Raw genomic sequence first — 19451 nt, 5'->3', positions numbered from 1 at the left:
TCCACTCCTTGATCGCTGGGATACTGCTGCCATGCCTCGCGTTTTGCTGATCGAAGACGACCCCTCCGTACGGGAAGGGGTCGAGCTGGGGCTGCGACGGCGCGGCCACGAGCTGCGGGCCGTCGAGACCGGCGAGGACGGGCTGGCGGCGCTGGGAGAGTTCCGGCCCGATCTGGTGCTCCTCGATCTGATGCTCCCCGGAGTGAACGGGGTCCAGGTCTGCCGCCGGATACGGGAGACCAGCCAGCTGCCGATCATCATGCTCACCGCGCGCGGCGACGACTTCGACGTGGTCGTCGGGCTGGAGGCCGGTGCCGACGACTACATCGTCAAGCCCGCCCGTACCGAAGTGATCGAGGCCAGGATCCGCGCCGTCCTGCGCAGGCTCGCAGAGCCCGCAGGACGCAGCGGCACCGAGGTCCACGGCGAACTGGCCGTCGACCGCGCCGGGCTCTCCGTCGCCAAGTCGGGGCAGCGCGTCCTGCTCGCGCCCTCCGAACTGAAGCTGCTGCTCCATCTCTCGGCCTCGCCCGAGCAGGTCTTCAGCAGGCAGCAGCTCCTCGAATACGTCTGGGAACACAGCTACCACGGAGACGCGCGCCTGGTCGACGCCTGTGTGCGGAGGCTGCGGCAGAAGATCGAGGACGTGGCGGGCCGCCCGCGCTACATCCAGACCGTCCGCGGCTTCGGCTACCGCTTCGGACCGCTCGCATGAAGCTGTTCGCCGCCCGGTTCGGACTGCGGACCCGTCTCATAGGAGCCTTCCTGCTGGTCGCGGCGATCAGCGCCGTCACCACCGCGACCCTGACCTACCGCGAGGCCCGCTCGGCCATCCTCCAGCAGGCCCAGGACACGGCCGTCGACCAGTTCCGCGACCGGATCGCCGCGCAGGCCGTGACCCTGCCCGTCCATCCGGCCCACCTCCAGCAGGCCTGCCAGATCCTTGCCCGGGAGGGCAAGCCGCACCCCTGGATCATCTTCGCCGAATACGGGAAGATCCGGGTCTCGTCCTCGAACCGGCCCACGTCCGAGGTCATCACACCCGAGCTGCGCAAGGCCGCCCGCAGCAATGCGCACGGCTCCTTCCAACGGGTCGTCAAGGACGGCCATCCCTGGCTGACCGTCGGTATGCCGGCACTCTTCGACCGGGGCGACGGACGCCAGCCCACCGGGCTCGTCCTCTACGCCGTGATGCCGCTCACCACCGAGGAGGCCAATGTCGATGCCATGGTCACGGCGGCCCGCGACGGCGCCCTCCCCGCCCTCCTGATCGCGGTGGTGCCCGCGCTGCTCGCCGCCCGCAGTGTGCTGCGTCCGGTGCGCGATCTGCGACGGGCCGCCGCGGGCATCGGCCGCGGCGAGCTCGACACCCGTATCGAGGCCAGGGGATCCGACGAACTCGCCGAACTGGCCCGGACGTTCAACGAGTCGTCGACAAAACTCCAGGAATCCGTGGAGGAGCTCCGGCGCGCGGAGGTACGGGCCAGGAGGTTCGCCTCGGACGTCTCGCACGAACTGCGTACCCCGCTCACCGGAATGCTCGCCGTCACCGAGGTGCTCGACGAGGACGCCGCCCAGCTGAACTCCGACACCGCGGCGGCCGTCCGGCTGATCAGCGCCGAGACCGGGAAGCTCGCCACCCTCGTGGAGGATCTGATGGAGATCTCCCGCTTCGACGCGAAGGCCGCGGACCTCCACCTCGACGAGGTCGATGTCGCCGAGACGATCCGCAAGACCCTGCAGGGCCGGCACTGGGAGGACCAGGTGCACGGCGAACTCCCGGACGGAGTACGGGCGATGCTCGACCCGCGCCGCTTCGACGTCGTCGTCGCCAACCTCGTCGGCAACGCCCTGCGCCACGGTGAGCGGCCCGTCACCGTACGGCTGCGGGCCGAGCAGCGGGGTGCGGGCCGCCGGCTGGTGGTCGAGGTCGCGGACAGCGGGCCCGGCATCGACCCCGTCGTGCTGCCGCACATCTTCGACCGGTTCTACAAGGCCGACGCGGCCCGTACCCGGTCGGCGGGCAGCGGCCTCGGCCTGGCGATCACCCTGGAGAACGTACGGCTGCACGGCGGCACCGTGCACGCCGCCAACGGGCCGCAGGGCGGCGCGGTCCTGACGGTGGAACTACCGATGGAGGAGCAGTGAGAGGGGTGCGGGTCCTCGGCGCTCTGCTGTGCCTCGGGCTGCCGGCGACCGGCTGCGGGATACGGGCGACGGACGTCGTCGAGGTCGGCGCCCCGGCGACCGTGGACGTGGCCCCGGGCGGCCAGCAGGGCGCACTGCTCTACTTCGTGTCCTCGTCGTCCCCCGGCCGGCTGATGCCCGTCGTACGGGACATCGACCTGACGACGCAGGGCGACGTCGGCACCGGGGGAGCAGTGCCTGTCTGGCGCGGTTCCGACAAGGCCGTCGCCATGCTCTTCGCCGGGCCCACCGAGGCCGAGGCCGAGGCCGGTCTGCGTACCGAACTGCCGGACATCCGGGCGGTATCGAGTCTGTCCCTGGGGCCGGACGGGGTGACGGTCCGGGTGAGCACCCCCGTCGCGGAACTCTCCGAGACCGCCCGGCAGCAGTTGATCTGCACGATCGCCCAGGCGCGTACCGCGGAGCGGAGCGCCGCGGTGACGGTGACCGGCACCGACGGGATCATCGGGCCCGCCCGCTGCTCCGTCTGACCGCCGCCCGGTGGGACGCCTCCCCGGCGGCGGGACTCGGCCCGTCGCCCGGTGCGAGGCGCGCGGCGCCGCGCACCGCTCGTCCTCGCCGGCCGGCGGAGGTGCCGTACGCCGTACCTCGTCCGGATCGGCGCCGACCAGGAGGACCGTGCCGGTCCACACCACCCGCCGCTCCGCCATCCGCTCAGACCCGCATCTTGCGCCGCGCCCGGGGAGGCTTGCGACCGGTTTCGGCGTCCACCGCGAGCACGGTACCGGCGTGCGTGCCCACGTAGACGACCCCGTCGGCGTAGACGGGGCCGGTGCCGCGGCCGTCGAGTGCGTGCCGCCACAGGACCGCGCCGGCACTCAGGCTGATCTTGAACAGACCGCGCCCGTACTTGGTGCCGACGATCCAGCCGGACGAGCCGCAGATCGCCGGGGAAGAGGCGCCGTAACGGTTCGGCAGGTGCCAGAGGAGCCCGCCGTCGTTGCCGTCCACCGCGTACACGCCACCGTGGCTGTCGCCCACGAAGACCAGGCCCTCGGCCAGCGCCGGGGTGTTGTCGACGACGCCGGCCACCTGTGCTCCCCACCGCTGCTCACCGGTGACGGCGTCGTACGCGTAGAGCCGGCCGGCGCCGGTGCCCGCGCAGACCACACCTCCCGCGACGCTCGGGGTGCAGCAGCTCAACTGGCTGTCGGTGGCCCCCTGGTGCCACAGCTCCTCGCCGCTCACCGCGTCGAAGGCGGTCAACTGGGCTCGCGCGCCCTGTACATAGACCCGGCCGTCGGAGACCGCCGCTGCGGCGGCCGACCCGTCGGGCAACCGTCGCTCCCAGCGTTCCTCGCCGGTCGCCGTGTCCAGCGCGCGGATCCGGGAGGCATCGCGCAGCAGGTTGGCCGGGTGGTGGACGACGTAGAGCAGGCCGTCGGCGACCACCGGCGCGCCCGAGTGGCCCACCCGCTGCCGCCAGTGCTCCTGCCCGTCCGCGGCGCCGACCGCGTGCAGCACACCGGACTCGCCGACGACGTACACCGTCCCGTCGGCGACCGCCGGCGTCTCCTTCAGGGCACCGATCGCGTCGAAGGACCAACGCGCCGCGCCCGTCACCGCATCCAGCGCGTAGCAGCGGCCGTCGGAGCAGTTGACGTACACAGTGCCCGCGCAGACGACCGGTTCGGCGACGACCGCGTCCGGCAGCCGCACGCTCCACGCCTGGAAGCCGGACGGCAGCGTGCCCTTCGGATAGACGCCGGTGTGGGCCGGGCCACCGCGGGCCATGGCGGACGGTCCGCTGCCGGGACCGGGCGCCGGCTGTGCTCCGACGGAGGGAACGGCGTCCGACACAGTCCCGCGCACCGCGTTCGCCATCCCGTGCTCGGCACCGCCCGGGTCCTTCTCCGCTTCCGCACGGCCGTCGCCGACGCCAGGGACGGCGTCCGCCACCTCGCCCCACAACCCCGGGTCCATGACCTCCACCAGGTCGACCAGCGAGCGCAGTTCGGTCAGGATCGCGTGGGCGTCGTCCCTCTCCCCGCGCGGTCCCGGAGGCTCCGCGTAGAAGAGGTAGCCGCCCTCCACCTGCCACTGCAACCAGCGGCGGTCGTCGGCGAACTCGCGCACGGCCGGGGTGAGCAGCCGCGCCGCCGTCTCCAGGTCCACACTCTCCACTACATGGTTGGCGTCGTAGGCCGGGTCACCGATCTCGTACAAGTGGCGGTCCGGGCGCTCGGTGACGAGCCGCTTCAGCAGCGGAACCATCGTGTCCACGGCCAGCGAGTGCCGGCTCACCGCGACCAGAGGCAGCACGGCCGGCAGTTGGACGAGGTACACGGTGCGGGCGGCCGAGGGGTCGTCGTCGGTGACGCAGTCGAAGACGCTGAACCAATGGCTGTCCAGGGTGCCGCTCACGGCGTCCAGGGCCATCGCCTTCTCGGCATCGACGCCGAGCGGCCCCGCGCACAACTGCATGCGTTCGGGATGCAAGTCCGTGTACGTCCACCGGCGTTCCTTCGCCAGACGACGCCGCGCCGCGCTGCGGTCCCGCTGATCCTTTTTCCTCGACATGCCTGCCCCCTCCGCTCGCCCAGGGAGCCTACCGGCCCCAACCCCCGTCACGGCAAGGACGTCAGGCCCCGCCCGGGGACAGCATGGTCGAGTCCACCCACCGGTGGCGCGCCGGTCCGGCCGGACGGGCTGTTGGCTGGGTTCGAGGGGGAGCTGGGCGCGGTTCGGCGTGGTCCGGAGAGCGTGGCCCGGCGGTGACTGCACTGGCGTGGTGACGCTGAAGAACGGCGGCGGCCGGGACTGATCGGCCCGGAACACCGCGTGTCGGTCGCGGAGTTGGCGGCGTCAGAGAAAGACGCGGGCGATCCAGCCCAGCGCGACGCTGATTGCGGCGGCTGTCACGCCCAGCACGATGTTGCGTGCGTCGTCAGTCATGGGCGGACATGCCGGCGGGCGACGGGGCCGGGTCCACGGGCGGTCATGACGAGGCGGGCGGTGCGGCGTTACCCTGCGGCGGACAATCCTTCACTGGAGGTGCGCATGCGACGTCCCGTCGCGCGGAACGTGTCCTTGTCGGTTGTTGTCGCCGCTGTCGTCACGATGGGCGCGGCGGCCCCGTCCTCGTCCGCACCACCGTCCGAGCCACCCCCCAAGTCGCCCGTGGCAGTGGGTTACGGAGGGGCGGTGGCCAGCGTCGACGCGGACGCGTCGGCCGCCGGCATCGAGGTGCTCCGCAAGGGTGGCAACGCGGTGGACGCCGCGGTGGCGACCGCGGCGGCACTCGGTGTGACCGAGCCCTACTCGTCAGGTCTCGGCGGCGGTGGCTACTTCGTCCACTACAACGCCAGGACGCGCACCGTGGAGACCATCGACGGCCGCGAGACCGCGCCACGCAGCGCGGACTCCTCGCTGTTCCTGGAGAACGGCAAGCCGCTCGCCTTCGCCGACGCCGTCACCAGCGGACTGAGCGTGGGCACCCCCGGCACCCCGGCCACCTGGGCCACCGCGCTCGACACCTGGGGCAGCAAGTCGCTGCGGCAGGTGCTGAAGCCGGCCGAGCGGCTCGCCCGGGACGGTTTCGTCGTCGACAGCACGTTCCGCTCGCAGACCGAGGACAACCGGGCCAGGTTCGCCGACTTCCCGGCGTCCAGGAAGCTCTTCCTGCCGGGCGGCCAACTGCCGGTGGTCGGCTCGGTCTTCAAGAATGCCGATCTGGCGCGTACGTACGAACAGGTGGGCCGCAAGGGCATCGACGCGCTGTACCGGGGTGAGCTGGCCGACGATGTCGTACGGACCGTGCGCAACCCGCCCGTGGACCCGAAGGCCGACCGGGTCGTACGCCCCGGCGACCTCACGGCCAAGGACCTGCGGTCCTACCGGGTGCTGCGGCAGGCACCGACGAAGGTCGGCTACCGCGGTCTCGACGTGTACGGCATGGCACCCTCCTCGTCCGGCGGCACGAGCGTCGGCGAGGCGCTCAACATCCTTGAGTCCACGGACCTTTCGAAGGCGAGCGAAGCGCAGTATCTGCACCGCTACATCGAGGCGAGCCGGATCGCGTTCGCGGACCGCGGACGGTGGGTCGGCGACCCGGCGTTCGAGGACGTACCGACGCGCGGGCTGCTCAGCCAGCGGTTCGCCGACTCGCGGGAGTGCCTGATCAAGGACGACGCGGTGCTGACCAGCCCGCTGGCGCCGGGGGACCCCGGCCACCCGGCCGACTGCCGGGCAGGTGGTACGGCCGCCCCGACGACGTACGAGGGGGAGAACACCACGCATCTGACAACGGCCGACAAGTGGGGCAACGTCGTCGCCTACACACTCACGATCGAGCAGACGGGCGGCAGCGGCATCACCGTGCCGGGGCGCGGCTATCTGCTCAACAACGAGCTGACGGACTTCTCGTTCGCGCCGGCCAACCCGGCGGTCCACGACCCGAATCTGCCGGGTCCGGGCAAGCGCCCGCGCTCGTCCATCTCGCCGACGATCGTGCTCAGGCACGGTGAGCCCGTGCTGGCCCTCGGATCGCCGGGCGGTGCCACGATCATCACGACCGTGCTCCAGTCGCTCATCGGCACGGTCGACCGCGGGCTGCCGTTGGTCGACGCCATCGCGGCGCCGCGCGCCAGCCAGCGCAACGCGGCGACGACGGAGCTCGAACCGGGGCTGTGGAACAGCCCGGTGCGGGCGCGACTGGAGTCGCTGGGGCATGTCTTCAAGCTGAACCCGGAGATCGGAGCGGCGACGGGCGTGCAGCGGCTGCCGGACGGGCGGTGGCTGGCGGCCGCCGAGAAGGTGCGCAGGGGCGGGGGCTCGGCCATGGTGGTGAAGCCGGTCGGCCGACCGTGACGGTCCATCAATAACCCTCTGTACGGGGCTGGTTCTTCGCTCGGGTGCGGCGAGGAACCAGCCCCGTGGTCTTGACGGGGACATGACTTAGGGGCCATCTTGGCCGCGTCGGTAAGGAAGGTTTCCTAATAGAAGGGCACCCCACTGTGCGTACTCGAACGCTCGCCCTCGCCGCCGCGTCCGGTGCCGCTCTGCTCGCCACCGCCATGCTGACGCCCGCGGCCGAGGCCGAGACCCGTCCCGTCGCGGACGCCGTGTCCGCCACCGCGCCCCGGGCGGGGTCCGGCAGCGCCGAACGTGTTGCGGCGGGCATCCAGGAGGGCTCCGTCAGCGCGGCCGACCTGTTGGCCAAGGTCACCTCGTGTTCGCAGATATCCAACGGCAAGTACCGTACGGACGAGGAGACTTCGGCTACCGTGCCGGTCTGCGGCAAGAACGGTGCCGTGTTCTGGAAGGCCGACATGGACGTCGACTGCGACGGCCAGGTCACCACCGCCTGCAACGAGGACACCGACCCGTGGTTCCAGGACGACACGGCGTTCCACACCTCCGGCGACCAGCCGCTGAACGCGGAGAAGCTGCCGTACGTCGTCGTGCCGAGCAGCAGCAGCATCTGGAACTACAGCAGCGCGGGGATCAAGGGCGGTGGCGTCGTCGCCGTCATCTACAACAACAAGGTCGAGTATGCCGTCGTCGGCGACACCGGCCCCAACAAGATCATCGGTGAGGCGTCGTACGCCACCGCCAAGGCGCTCGGCATCGACCCCGACCCGGAGACGGGCGGCGCCGAATCCGGCGTCACCTACATCCTGTTCAAGAACTCCAAGGCGTCGCCGATCGAGAGCCACAGCGCCGCCGTCACCGCCGGAGAAGCGCTCGCCCAGCAGTTCATACAGGACAACTGAGCACGCGCGAACAGGGGTTGATCACAACGCGGTCAGGATGCGCGGCCCGTCGTCGGTGATCGCCACCGTGTGCTCCGCGTGTGCCGCCCGGCTGCCGTCGGTCGTGCGCAACGTCCAGCCGTCCCGGTCCGGGTGGAACGCGTCCGAGCCGCTGCCGATCAGCATCGGTTCGATCGCCAGCACCATCCCGTGCCGCAACGGCATACCGCGACCCGGCCGTCCCTCGTTGGGGACGGCCGGGTCCTCGTGCATCGACCGGCCCACCCCGTGGCCGCCGAACCCCTCCGGAATGCCGTAGCCGGCCCGGCGGCACACCGTGCCGATCGCATGCGCGATGTCGCCGATCCGATTCCCGACGACCGCCGCCGCGATCCCCGCCTCCAGCGCCGCGAACGCCGTGTCGATCAACCGGGTGTCCGCCGGCCGCGCGCGCCCGACGGTGAAACTGATCGCCGAATCGCCCGCCCAGCCGCCGAGCGTCGCGCCCGCGTCGATGCTCACCAGATCGCCGTCGCGCAGTCGCTGATCGGTCGGGATGCCGTGCACGATCGCGTCGTTGACCGACGCGCAGATCACGGCGGGGAACGGGGTGGGGGCGAAATGCGGCCGGTAGTTCAGGAACGGCGACCCGGCACCCGCCTCGCGCAGGACGCCGCGGGCCACCTCGTCGAGTTCGCGCAACGAGACGCCGACCGCGGCCGCTTCCCGTACGGATGTCAGCAGCTGCGCCACGACCCGGCCGGTCTCGCGCATCGCTTCGATGGATGTGTCTGTCTTGAGCTGCACCATGCCAATTACTATACCGGTCGCAGCGGTATTAGAATGACGGCATGGTACGAACGCCCCTGACCCCGGAAGAGCGCCGCCGCGGCGAACGCCTCGGAGCGCTGCTCCGCGAGGCGCGCGGCGGGCGCAGCATGGTCGACGTCGCGGCGCGCGCCGGAATCTCCGCCGAGACGCTGCGCAAGATCGAGACGGGCCGCGCCCCGACCCCCGCCTTCTTCACCGTCGCGGCGCTGGCCGGCGCGCTCGGACTCTCGATGGACGAACTGCTCACCCGCTGCGCCCCGGAGCCGGACGCGGTGCCGCTGGCCGGGTAGGGGCGTGGGGTTCCGCGCGGGGCCGGGCGGCCGGAGTGGGCGCAACGGCGCCCCCGGACGCGGAGGCGACGGCTTGGGCCCGGGACGGCCACCAAACGCGCCACCGCCCGCTGTACGGAGCTGCGCGGGCGACTGGCCGCCCTGACTGTACCGAAGGGCCGGCTCCGCGCGGAGGTGCCGGCCAGGGAGTGGGATGTCCTCCACGCACTGCGGATGGCGGGCATCGTGGGGGTGCTCTGGACGGGGTTCCGCGGGGTGAGCCGCTTTGTCGGCGGGGGAGCGCGTGGGTGCGTGGTTCAGCTGAGGTGGGGCCGTGTCCCCACGTGGTTGCGGCCGCCGTGGGCTTCGGGCCTCGGCCGTTGCGGGTGATGGTGGCGGAGAGGCCGAACGCGTCACCTGTGGACAGCGCCGTGCGCCGGACGCGGCATGCTCCACGCGCCGGGACCCGGGGCCCGAGCACCTGCTCCATGTGCCAGGGCACGGGCAGCGGGGGCCTGCCCCGACCGCGATCGTGCCGTACGTCGCGAGAGACGTGCCGGCACCGGCGGACGAGTGCCCGCTCCCGAACAGTCCACGGTTCGGGAGCGGGCCCCGCCGAGCGAGCCCCGATCAGGGGGTACCGCCTCGGACTCGCACCTGAAAGACGGTCAGATCACGCTACCGGTCCAGAGCTTGACCGGTGCCTTGATGTCGGTGCCGGTACTGCTGAAGGTGAACAGGGAGTCGATCCGGCGGCCGTCGGCAGTGGTTCCGGCGCGGTAGAGGACGCCGATGTCGCACTTGCCGTCCTTGTTGTAGTCACCGGATGTCAGCCCACTGGCGTTCCAGTTGAATGAGCCGGTGCCGGCCCAGACTTCGCGAGGGGCGGCGAGGTCGGCGCCGGTGCTGGTGAAGGTGAACAGCGACGTGGCGGACTTGCCGTCGGCTGCTGTGCCCCGGTCGTAGAGGACGGCGACGTCGTCCTTGCCGTCTCCGCTGTAGTCACCGGAGGTCACCTTCGAGGCGTTCCAGTTGAAGGATCCGCTGCTGGTCCAGGTCTTGCGGGGCGCGTTGAAGTCGGTGCCGTTGCTCGCGAAGGTGTAGAGCGCGGTGATGGACTTGCCGTCGGCAGAAGTCCCGGCGTCATAGAGGACGGCGACGTCGTCCTTGCCGTCTCCGTTGTAGTCGCCGGAGGTCACCTTGGAGGCGTTCCAGTTGAAGGATCCGCTGCTGGTCCACGTCTTGCGCGGGTTGTCGAAGCCCGTGCTGCTGCCGTTGAAGGTGTAGAGAGAGGTGATGAACTTGCCGTCGGCCGACTTCCCGGTGTTGTAGAGGACGGCGACGTCGTCCTTGCCGTCTCCGTTGTAGTCGCCGGAGGTCACCTTGGAGGCGTCCCAGTTGAAGGAGCCCGTACTTGTCCACGTCTTGCGCGGGCTGCTGAAACCGGTGCCGGTGCTGGTGAAGATGTAGAGCGAGGAAACCCGGCCGGTGTCCGAGGCGCCTCCGTCGTAGAAGACCGCGATGTCGTCCTTGCCGTCTCCGTTGAAGTCGCCGGAGGCCAGCTTGCTGGAGGCGTAGGTGAAGCCGCCAGGAGTGCTCCATACCTTCTTGGGTGCGGCGAAGCCGGTCCCGGTGCTGTAGAAGGCGAAGAGCGACGACCTGTTCTTGCCGTCGGGCGACGTGCCGTTGTCGTAGAAGGCAGCGATGTCCTCCTTGCCGTCGGCGTTGAAGTCCCCGGAAGTGACCTGGCTCTCCTGGGGCAGGGCGCGGATCTGCTGGATCCATTCACCGAGGTCGTCCAGACGGGTCTCCACGGCGCCGTTGCGGGTCTCGTCGGACCCCAGGCAGCCGGCCTGCCAGGACATGCTGTGAACGGCGACGAGCTCGGCCTTGCCGTCCTTCTCGCGCAGCGCGGGACCTCCGGCGTCACCCTTGCAGATACTGCCGCCGTCCCTGGTGACCGCGACGGTGGTGGCGTCGGTCCGGGTCACGGCGAAGGTCCCGGCGTGCAGGCGGTCGGGAACCCAGGAGTTCGCGGTGCGGCCGTACCCCACGGCCTGCAAGGTCTCGCCGTCCACCGGCCCGCTGGTGGCGAGGACGACAGGGGCGATGTCGGTGACCGGTTCGGCGAGCTTGGCCATCACCAGATCGCGGTCGGCACGGGGCACCAGTTCCGTCACCTCGACGGAGGTGCCGGCCGTGCTCGACAGATCGGTGCGGCCGATGATCGCCGTGGTCTTCTCCGCGGGTGCACCGGCGGGGATCGGGAAGGGCTGCTGCGGGTCGGCCGCGAAGCAACTGCTCGCGGTCAGGACCCATTGGGCGTCGACGAGCGAGCCGGTGCAGGCTCGCTTGCCGCCGACATCGATCTTCGCGGTGAACGTATAGGTGTTGTCAGCGACGGTTTCACCGACGACGGCCTGCGCAGGCGTAACGATGGTCAGCGCGCCGACTGCGGCAGTCGCGGCCAGCAGCGCCATGGCCTGAACGCGGCGGGGAGGTCTGACGGGCACGAAGCGTTCCTTTGCTCGGGCGGTGTGCCGAAGGGGCCGGTCCGCAGGGTCTGCTGGACGAGGGCCGGCATGCCTTCGGCGGAGTACGGCTGGTGCGAGCGGCCCGCTCCGTTCTTCGGCCTCGTTGCCGAGGCCGAAGAACGTTTCCGGCGGGCTCTGCGGTGGGACGGGAACAGAGCTGTGTGCGCGGTCAGTCGGCGCTGCCGGTGAGGGCCACAGCGGAGGGGGTACCGGGGTAGCCCGCGACCTGTTCCGTGGCGTCCCACTTGCCGTTGTCGTGGCGCAGGATGTGCTTGACCTTCCCGTCGGCGGTGACGACGGCGGCCTGGAATTCGCGGGTGACACCGGTGGCGTCGACACTGACCGTCGGTTCGTTGCCGAGTCTGCTGCCGAGGTCGCCGAAGGCGCTCCAACTGCCGGTGGCGTCCGAGCGGATCGCGTGCTTCTTGCCGCCGGTGGGGCTGGTGACAATGATCTGGAGGTTGCTGCCGGTGCCCGCGAAGGCCATGCCGTTGATGGAGTCCAGGCCGGTGGGCAGATTGCTGATGTGCCCCCAGGCGCTCCAGGTGCCGTCGGAGTGGCGCGTGGCGTGATAGGCCTTCTTGTCCGCCACGACGCCGACCTGCGTATCCCCGCCGGAGGTCTGGGCGGTAGTCACCTGGGTGGCGTTGCCGAGCAGGCCGAGCTTGGCGCTCACGTCGCCCCACTTGGACCACTTCTCGTCCGCGTCCTGCGTGGCGTGGTAGACGCGGCCGGATGCCAGCCCGATGAGCGCCAGCCCCGACCCGGTGGAGGTGACCGCGACGCGGGTCAGTCCGGGCTTGGAGCCGACTTCGTCGGTGATGTCGCGGAATGCCTCCCAGCCTCCGGTGGGGCGGCGGTTGGCCTCGTAGAGGCGTCCGTTGCCGCCGACGGCGAAGACGTAGTTCTTGCCCTTGATCGCGGCATCAGCGGCGTAGGCGAGGTCCTCGACGGTGCCGGCGACCTTCTGTACATCGCCGAAACCGGTCCAGTCACCGTTGCTGTTGCGCATGGCATGGTAGAGCCCGGTGCTCGTCCTGGTGAGCATCTGCAGGTTCCAGTTGTTCAGGGTGGAGGCGGTGTTCTCGCTGATCCAGGCGCGGATGTCGTCCACGCGGCTGGCGACTGCCCCGGTCCGGGTCTCGTCCGAGCCCAGGCAGCCGCCTTGCCAGGAGTTGGTGGCGATGGCGGCGAGCTCGGGGCGGCCGTCCACCTCCCGGAAGACGGGTGCACCGGTGTCGCCCTTGCAGACAGGGGTGCCGTCGATGTTCACCGAGGCCGCCTCGACGGCTTCAGCGGTGAAAGCGGCGCTGTGCAGGACGTCGGGAACCCAGGTGTCCTTCGTCCGTCCGTAGCCGGCGCCCTTGAGTGCTTCACCCTGAACGGGTGCGGCGAGGCTGGGGTGCAGGAAACTGAGGCCGTAGACAGGGGCGTCAAGCTTGGCGAGGACGAGATCCCGGTCCTGACGAGGGATCAGCTGGGTGATCTGGCGTACCTCGCCCGTGGCCTTGGTGAGGTCGGTGCGCCCGATGACCGCGGTGGACTTGAGCTTGGGTGCGCCGGCCGGAAGGGAGGTCGCCTGGGTGGGGTCGTCGGCGAAGCAGCTGGCGGCCGAGATCATCCACTGGTTGTTGATGAGCGTGCCCGAGCAGGCTCGCACCCCACCCACGTCGATTTTCGCGGTGAAGTTGTAGCTGCCGTCCGCAGCCGTGGCGCCGTCCAGCGCCTGTGCCGGTGACGATATGAGGGTTCCTGTGGCAACCACGAGGGTGAGCAGTGCGGCGCCCCACGCACTTCGGGCAGGTCTGTGTGACATTTCTTCCTTATGGGTCAGGTGGTTCGGTGAGCCGGACGCATCGCGCATTGCGCGGTCCGAGCTGCCTTGTGCCGGGGGAAGCGCTACTTGGTGGCGCGAATCTCCATGAGCGTGTGAGGCCGCTTTGTGGGGTCGGCGGCCTCGCCCACCTGTGTCCAGGTGTTCTTCCCGATGTCGTAGGACACCTCGGAGTTGTCGACGGTCATGTCGATCTGGACCGTGTAGTCGTTGCCCTTGACTCCGTAGACCTTTGCGAGTTCGAGGGCGAGATAGCCGGTGGTCCCGGTGACCTTGAAGCAGAACTTGTCGTTGTCGCGGGACAAGACCTCCAGCAGGCCGGTCTCACTCGCGCAGTCGGCGAGCGTGATGTGCCCGTTGCCGCTCTTGAGGAGAATTCCTTGCTCGGCGAGAATTTTGTCGGCGCTCGGGTACGCGAAGTCCTCGACCGCGACGGGGGGCGTGTCGGCGGCCTCGGCCGCTGCCGAATTCCCGATCCCGGTGAGGCCGAGGACCACGAAGGTGCCGGCCAGTGCGGCAATTCCGGCCGTGAAGAACTTATGTCTCATTGACTTCTCATCCCTGTTGAAATTCCTGCGGCATTGCCTGGCGAAGTGTTTTTTTCGCACGGCGCAGGGAGGGGTGAAGTGAGCCTGCACGGACCCCCCCGCTGGCAACTTGAACCTTGATGATCCTTCATATCACCAGGTGCATGGGCCTCTGCAAGCTTCTTTGCGCAGCTGAGGTGCGGGTCGGCCGCCTTCCGAACGAGCGGACTTAGGGTTGCCTGAGTCGCGAGTAAATTTTGCTTGGCATTTAATGTCCGTTGTGTCTGCGGAGTGCATTCCTCATTGGAGGGGTGAATCGGGTATTTCGGATCCGCATGCTTGCGGATCCGGTTGTTTGCCTGTCAGGTTGTAAGGCGCCCAGTGGGGGCGCTGCGCAATTTTTTTATGTCTGGTGACATGAATGCGGGGGGAAGGGGTAAGCATGCTGAGGCGTAGCTCTTCGAGACGCGGTGTGTCCGAAATGGGTCCTTCGCGTAGGCGTTTTCTGACGCTGGCGGTCGCTGCCACGGCCGCTACGGTCGTGGGGACGAGAAGCAGCACGGCATCCACCCGGGCCGATGGGGGAGACGGGGGAACGGAGGACAATCCCCGGTCCCAGGCCGTCGACGCGTGGAACATCGGCGGCCGCGCGGTACGTCAAGAGGCGCAGAAGGCACTGACCGACACCGATGCGGCGCTGACGGCCTTTCTGACGGCGGGGCTGGCCCGGGCCCGGACCGAGGACGAACGGGTCTCCGTCCTGGAGACGCTCAATTTCGCGGGTCCCGGCGTACGTGAAAGAGCCCAGCTCGCCCTGAGCGGGTCCGACGCCGACTTGCACGCCTTCGTCATCCAGGGCTACGAGAAGCCGTTGGCGGACGACCGCCGGGTCGCGGTCCTGACGGTTCTGGGGACCGGCGGCAGTGCCGTCGTGAGCGCGGCGAACAAGGCTCTGACGGACGGCACACCCGCCGTTCTGGATGCCTTCCTGCAGGAGGGGCAGTTCACCGCGCGTCAGGAGGACGAGCGGGTCGAGGCGATATCCATGCTCGCCGGCGCCGGGCCGAACCTGACCCAGGCCGTCAACCGGGCTCTGGACGGCACGGCGGCCGACGTCACCGAGTTCCTGCAGAAGGGGCAGCACCTCGCGCGCGCCCGTGATCAGGAGAAGCTGACGATCGATCAACTGGTCGTGCAGGCGGAGACCGCAGGCCGGCGCGCCCACACCGCCACGGTCGAAGCCAAGGAGGCGTCCGAGCGAGCCGAAGCCGCCTCGGAAGAAGCCAAGAAGGCGGCCCAGACGGCAGCCGCGGAGAGCGCCGCCGCCAAGGACGATGCCGTCAAGGCCTCACGGGCTGCCGGGCGTGCGGCAGACGCCGCCAAGGGTGCGGCAGCGGCCGCACGTACCGCGGTGGCCGCGTCACGCATCGCGATCTCGGCCGCGCGCACCGCAGCCGGCGCCGCGCAGGCCGCGGCCGCCGCGGCCGCCACCGCCTCGCAGGCATCGGTGCGCGCCTACCGGGCCGCCTCCGCGGCTTCGAAGGACGCGGGCCAGGCCGCAGCGGCACGCCAAGCCGCCCAGGTGGCCCGTGACACCGCGAAGAAGGCCCGCAAGGCTGCCGCCGCGGCGTCCGCCGCGGCGGACGCGAGTGCGCAGGCCGAATCGTCGAGTGCGGCCGCGGCGCGGGCCGGGCAGAACGCGGCGGCCTCCGCCAACGCGGCCGCGGAAGCGGCAACGGCGGCCGGAGTGTCCCAGGCCGAGGCCAAGCGGGCCCGGGACGCGGCAGCGCTGGCCACGAGCGCGGCGAACACCGCGACCGCGGCGGCCAATCGGGCCGGAACCCTCGCGAAACGCGCCGCCACTGCCGCGCGAGACGCAAACAAGGCCGCCAGCAGCGCCGCCACGCACGCGGATGCCGCCGCGAAGGCCGCCGAGGACGCAGCGGATCACGCCGGTGAGTCCCAGGACTGGGCCAATGAGGCAACCACCCAGGCCAACAAGGCACTTGCCGCTGCGATGGACGCGGCCGCCGCGGTCACGCAGGCGCAGGGAATCGCGGCTCTCGCCCGCGATACGGAGGCCGCGCAGGTCGCGGAGGACCGCGCCCTGGCCATCGAAGTGGCCAGGGAGCTCAAGAAGGAAGAGGACCTGTATCAGACTCAGATCGAGCGGATTCAGACCCAGCAGCAGCTGACCGACCAGGAGACCCTCGATCTGCTGGCGCAGGCAGGGGCGGAGAGCGATGCCGCTCGGGCCGCCGTGCTCGGACGCAAGGCCGCCGTCAATCTGATGGATGCTGCCGGGACCTGGACCCGGCAGGCCGCCCAGGAGGCGCTGACCGGAGATGACCAGGCGGTCGTCGACTGGGTCAGGAACGCGCACGGCCGGGCCGCCGCGCTCGACGACCGGGAGAAGGTCCTCACGCTCGCCCACGCCGGAAACGTGGTGCTGGCCGATGCCGCTCAGAAGGTGCTCGCCCGTACCGAACAGCAGGCCGTCACGGACTTTCTGACCAAGGGTGCCCTGACCGCCCAGGTCGACGACTACCAGGCCGAGGTCCTCAGGACCCTCAACGGCGCCGGGAAGGCCGTGGTCGCCGCCGCCAACGCGGCTCTTGACGACGGCAGTGTCGAAGCCCTTCACACCTACCTCCTGACGGACTACGTGAAAGCCAAGACGGAGGACGACAGGGTTGCGACCGTCACGGCCCTCAACGGCGCCGGCCCCAACGTCGAGGCCGCGGCCCAGGCCGCCCTCGAAGGGCCTCAGTGGATGCTGGAGCGCTTCGTCAGCTCCGCCCGCTACAAGGCCCAGCAGGCCGATCAGGACACCGCCACCCATGTAGCAGCCATCCAGGCGCAGATCGCCAGAGCGGCGGGTATCGCTTCCGGCGCCTTCAAGGAAGCCGCCGAAGCGGCCAAGGCAGCCGCCGAGGCCCGTGGTGCCGCAGCCGAAGCCAAGGACTGGGCCACCAAGGCTTCGAAGTCCGCAACCGACGCACAGAACTACGCTGACGACGCGTCGGATTCCGCGGCCAAGGCAGACGCATCCGCAGTCGCCGCAGCTTCCTCCGCCAAGCAGGCATCCGCTGCCGCGTCAGCGGCCCGCTCGGCCGGCCGCCAGGCCAACTACTCGGCCAACCAGGCGATTGCCTCCGCCAACACCGCAGTCGCTGCCGCAGCCAGCGCACAGGCCGCGGCCGACCGCGCCTACGCGGACGCGCGCGCGGCCGGCAAGGACGCGAGTGCCGCCAAGGCGGCCGCCGACGAGGCCAAGACAATAGCCCGCCAGAAGAGGCAGGACGAGATAGCGGCGCAGGCGGCCAAGGCGGCACAGCAGGCCAAACAGAACGCGGACAACCATGTCAATCCCGCCAACTCCGCAGACAACGACAAGGTCGATGTCGATCAGATCCGGCAGGAGAATGTGGACAACGCCGCGGAAGCGGCCACGTACACCGCCAAGGTGAGCGCTGTCCTGGCCGGGGCCGCAGTGGTGGCCGCATTCATTCCCGGCGGGCAGTTGCTGGCAGGCGGACTTGCCGGAGCATCCCTCGTGTTCGCCGGAGTAAGTGCCTTGTACAATGCCAAGGCCTATGGATGGGGGAGTTCCAGCTTCGCGACAGCCGTGGCCGGCATAGCTCTCACGGTGGGCCTGGGGGGTGTGGGAAGCCTGGCCGCAGGTTCCATGGTCAGCAACGTGGGCAAGGCTGCTGTCAAGGGCATCAACGACGCGACTTCCGCGGTCGTGGGCTGGTTCACGGCTTAGTCGGGTTCACAGCTTAATCGGACGCCAAGAGAGGGGCGGCGGGGGACCACCTCGCCGCCCCGTCCAAGAAGGAATGAGCATGTCGTTGCAGGATTCTCCGCTGTGGTGGCTCTTCTCGATGGCAGGCGCAGCGATCTGGTTTGTTGTGATGCTCCCGGCCATGCCCACCAGGAATCACAAGATTTTCGTTTCCATCGGGCCGCCGGCGGTGTTCGCAGTAATAGCGCTGTACTGCCTGAAATCTGACGAGAATCTCACGGAGATGCTCCCCGTCTACTGTGGACTGGTCATTTCCGTTCCCGTGGGAATCCTGGGGCACCGCAAGGCGCTGCGCGAAATGCTGGCGGATCCCGAAGTCCCCTACGGTGAAGCGACCGGCCCCTGGACACTGCAGGCCGCCGTCTCCCTCGCGGTCTTCCTCGGTCTCGCCGTCTACTACGTGAGTCACTGACCGCTTTCGACCCCGCGGACGGAGCAGCCATCCGCGGGGAGAAGCGCATCAGGCACGCTCCCTGAACCAACCCGGACCCGCGACTCGCACATCGAGGTCGCGGTGCTGGCGCTTGGTCGGGCCCGGTTCGGGCCGGTGGTCCGAAGGCGGTCCGCAACGCTCACGGCACTTCGACACCGTCGCTTCGCTCGATCCGGTCGAACCGTGCGTCGTCCCCGTGCTGGGGCGGCGGGTAGAACCGCCGGGCCCAGCGCCGGAACGGGCCGATCGGACCGTCGCCGGGCGCGAGTCGGGGCGGCTGCTGGTACTGCTTGTGATTCCAGATCGGAAAATCAGCGGCGGTGAATTCACAACTCGACCGGAAGATGGCGCGGTCCAGCACCCGGGCCGCGGTTCGGCTCACCATCCGCGCGAGCGGCGCCGGCAGCCGGGCCGGTTCCGTGAACGCGACGCGGTTCCGCTGCCGGAACTGCATCCGGTTGGGGGCGATCGCCGTCGGCAACACCATCGTGCACATCCGCAGGCCGAGCCGGGGCGTGTGCACGTCGGCGTGCAGGCAGCCCAGCCCGTAGCCGTCCACCTCCACCTCGACGACGAAGTTCCCCAGGAGCGGCGCCGACTCATGGGCCCGCATGGACACGTGGAAGGCGGCGTCGTCGTAGACGACGGGCCCGCCGATCTCGGCCCTGGCCCAGCCGTGCAGGGTCGCGAAGTGCCCGAGGTCCACCGAGTTCTCGATGACCTCCTGGACATTGCCGGCCAGCTCCCAGGCGGCGTGACGGGCGGGCCGGTGACCGATCTCGTGCCAGTCGGGAATGAACCAGTCCGGCGCCCGGCCGTCGTGGTGCCGCCAGACGAAGACGGCACCGTTGACCTCGTGCACCGGCAGCTGCGTCAACGGCGACCTCGGCGGCTTGGTGTCGTATCCCGTCCGCACGCACGTGCCGTCGGGACCGAACGCGAAGAAGTGGAAGGGGCATACGAGATCGTCTCCGTCGACCTTGGCCAGACCGAGATGGGCGCCGAGGTGCGGACAGTACGGACGGATGGCGCGGACCGCCCCCGTACCGAGCCGGTACAGCACCACGTCCTGGCCCGCGAGAGGCCGGGTGAGGACGGTCCCGGGCCGGAGCTCGTCGGAGAAGGCCAGCGCGGACCAGCCGCTCGGATAGGGCAGGGCCGGCGCCCCCGCGGCATCGGCAGGCGTCGGTCCCTCGCTGATGGCGCGCTCGTACTCGCGTGACAGCCCCACGGCATCCCCTCTCGGAATCGGTCGCCTGGAGACTGCCCAGACCGTTCCGAGATCCTCCCGGCACGCGGTACATCACCCGAACG

Annotated in this window: 14 protein-coding genes; 8 read left to right on the top strand and 6 right to left on the bottom strand. The window is 70.0% G+C overall.

Going from position 1 to position 19451, the window contains the following annotated elements:
- Positions 1–31 precede the first annotated feature (31 nt).
- The 3 genes from ACIOMQ_RS09490 to ACIOMQ_RS09480 are packed head-to-tail and all read left to right on the top strand — an operon-like array spanning position 32 to position 2678.
- Complete coding sequence (locus ACIOMQ_RS09490) at positions 32–715, top strand: response regulator (RefSeq protein WP_402188456.1); 684 nt, start codon at positions 32–34, stop codon at positions 713–715.
- The gene (locus ACIOMQ_RS09485) at positions 712–2148 is read left to right on the top strand and encodes an ATP-binding protein (RefSeq protein ID WP_402188454.1); all 1437 of its coding nucleotides are present in this window, start codon (positions 712–714) and stop codon (positions 2146–2148) included. The genes ACIOMQ_RS09490 and ACIOMQ_RS09485 overlap by 4 nt, the downstream gene beginning before the upstream one ends.
- Positions 2145–2678, top strand: coding sequence for a hypothetical protein (locus tag ACIOMQ_RS09480; RefSeq protein WP_401755947.1), 534 nt, complete (start codon positions 2145–2147; stop codon positions 2676–2678). The genes ACIOMQ_RS09485 and ACIOMQ_RS09480 overlap by 4 nt, the downstream gene beginning before the upstream one ends.
- A 184-nt stretch (positions 2679–2862) precedes the next feature.
- On the opposite strand, the gene ACIOMQ_RS09475 is transcribed toward ACIOMQ_RS09480, so the two are convergent.
- Positions 2863–4728 (bottom strand): PQQ-binding-like beta-propeller repeat protein, encoded by a 1866-nt coding sequence (locus ACIOMQ_RS09475; protein ID WP_402188452.1) that lies wholly within the window; start codon positions 4726–4728, stop codon positions 2863–2865.
- Positions 4729–5208: 480 nt separating this feature from the next.
- On the opposite strand from ACIOMQ_RS09475, the gene ggt reads away from it, so the two are divergent.
- Together ggt and ACIOMQ_RS09465 are read left to right on the top strand one after the other, a co-directional pair.
- Positions 5209–7017, top strand: a complete 1809-nt coding sequence (gene ggt / locus ACIOMQ_RS09470; protein WP_401936634.1) for a gamma-glutamyltransferase — start codon at positions 5209–5211, stop codon at positions 7015–7017.
- A gap of 146 nt (positions 7018–7163) precedes the next feature.
- A complete protein-coding gene (locus ACIOMQ_RS09465; RefSeq protein WP_402188450.1) occupies positions 7164–7922 on the top strand; it encodes a glycoside hydrolase family 75 protein in 759 nt (252 codons plus the stop codon).
- A 21-nt stretch (positions 7923–7943) separates the two neighbouring features.
- On the opposite strand, the gene map is transcribed toward ACIOMQ_RS09465, so the two are convergent.
- Entirely contained in the window at positions 7944–8711 is a 768-nt protein-coding gene (gene map / locus ACIOMQ_RS09460) for a type I methionyl aminopeptidase (RefSeq protein ID WP_401269571.1), read from the bottom strand.
- Positions 8712–8752: 41 nt separating this feature from the next.
- Here map and ACIOMQ_RS09455 point away from each other — a divergent pair, with 41 nt between their 5' ends.
- Positions 8753–9022, top strand: a complete 270-nt coding sequence (locus ACIOMQ_RS09455; RefSeq protein WP_362197220.1) for a helix-turn-helix transcriptional regulator — start codon at positions 8753–8755, stop codon at positions 9020–9022.
- A 647-nt stretch (positions 9023–9669) separates the two neighbouring features.
- On the opposite strand, the gene ACIOMQ_RS09450 is transcribed toward ACIOMQ_RS09455, so the two are convergent.
- The 3 genes from ACIOMQ_RS09450 to ACIOMQ_RS09440 form a co-directional block, all read right to left on the bottom strand.
- Positions 9670–11514 (bottom strand): FG-GAP-like repeat-containing protein, encoded by a 1845-nt coding sequence (locus ACIOMQ_RS09450; RefSeq protein WP_402188447.1) that lies wholly within the window; start codon positions 11512–11514, stop codon positions 9670–9672.
- A 190-nt stretch (positions 11515–11704) separates the two neighbouring features.
- Positions 11705–13351 carry a trypsin-like serine protease gene (locus tag ACIOMQ_RS09445; protein WP_362197214.1) on the bottom strand — a complete coding sequence of 549 codons (1647 nt, stop codon included), beginning with the start codon at positions 13349–13351 and terminating at the stop codon, positions 11705–11707.
- An 83-nt stretch (positions 13352–13434) separates the two neighbouring features.
- Positions 13435–13917 carry a hypothetical protein gene (locus ACIOMQ_RS09440; protein ID WP_402188445.1) on the bottom strand — a complete coding sequence of 161 codons (483 nt, stop codon included), beginning with the start codon at positions 13915–13917 and terminating at the stop codon, positions 13435–13437.
- Positions 13918–14437: 520 nt separating this feature from the next.
- Here ACIOMQ_RS09440 and ACIOMQ_RS09435 point away from each other — a divergent pair.
- Both ACIOMQ_RS09435 and ACIOMQ_RS09430 read left to right on the top strand, forming a co-directional pair.
- A complete protein-coding gene (locus ACIOMQ_RS09435) occupies positions 14438–17665 on the top strand; it encodes an ALF repeat-containing protein (protein WP_362197208.1) in 3228 nt (1075 codons plus the stop codon).
- Between the two features lie 79 nt (positions 17666–17744).
- Entirely contained in the window at positions 17745–18116 is a 372-nt protein-coding gene (locus ACIOMQ_RS09430; protein WP_362197205.1) for a hypothetical protein, read from the top strand.
- A 160-nt stretch (positions 18117–18276) separates the two neighbouring features.
- Here ACIOMQ_RS09430 and ACIOMQ_RS09425 read toward each other — a convergent pair whose 3' ends face one another.
- Positions 18277–19368, bottom strand: a complete 1092-nt coding sequence (locus ACIOMQ_RS09425; protein WP_362197202.1) for a Rieske 2Fe-2S domain-containing protein — start codon at positions 19366–19368, stop codon at positions 18277–18279.
- Positions 19369–19451: the final 83 nt, after the last annotated feature.

Source organism: Streptomyces sp. NPDC087845, assembly GCF_044742755.1.
Lineage (GTDB): Bacteria > Actinomycetota > Actinomycetes > Streptomycetales > Streptomycetaceae > Streptomyces.
The sequence above is the reverse complement of the archived record's forward strand: the minus strand, read 5'-3'. Positions and strand labels throughout refer to the sequence as shown.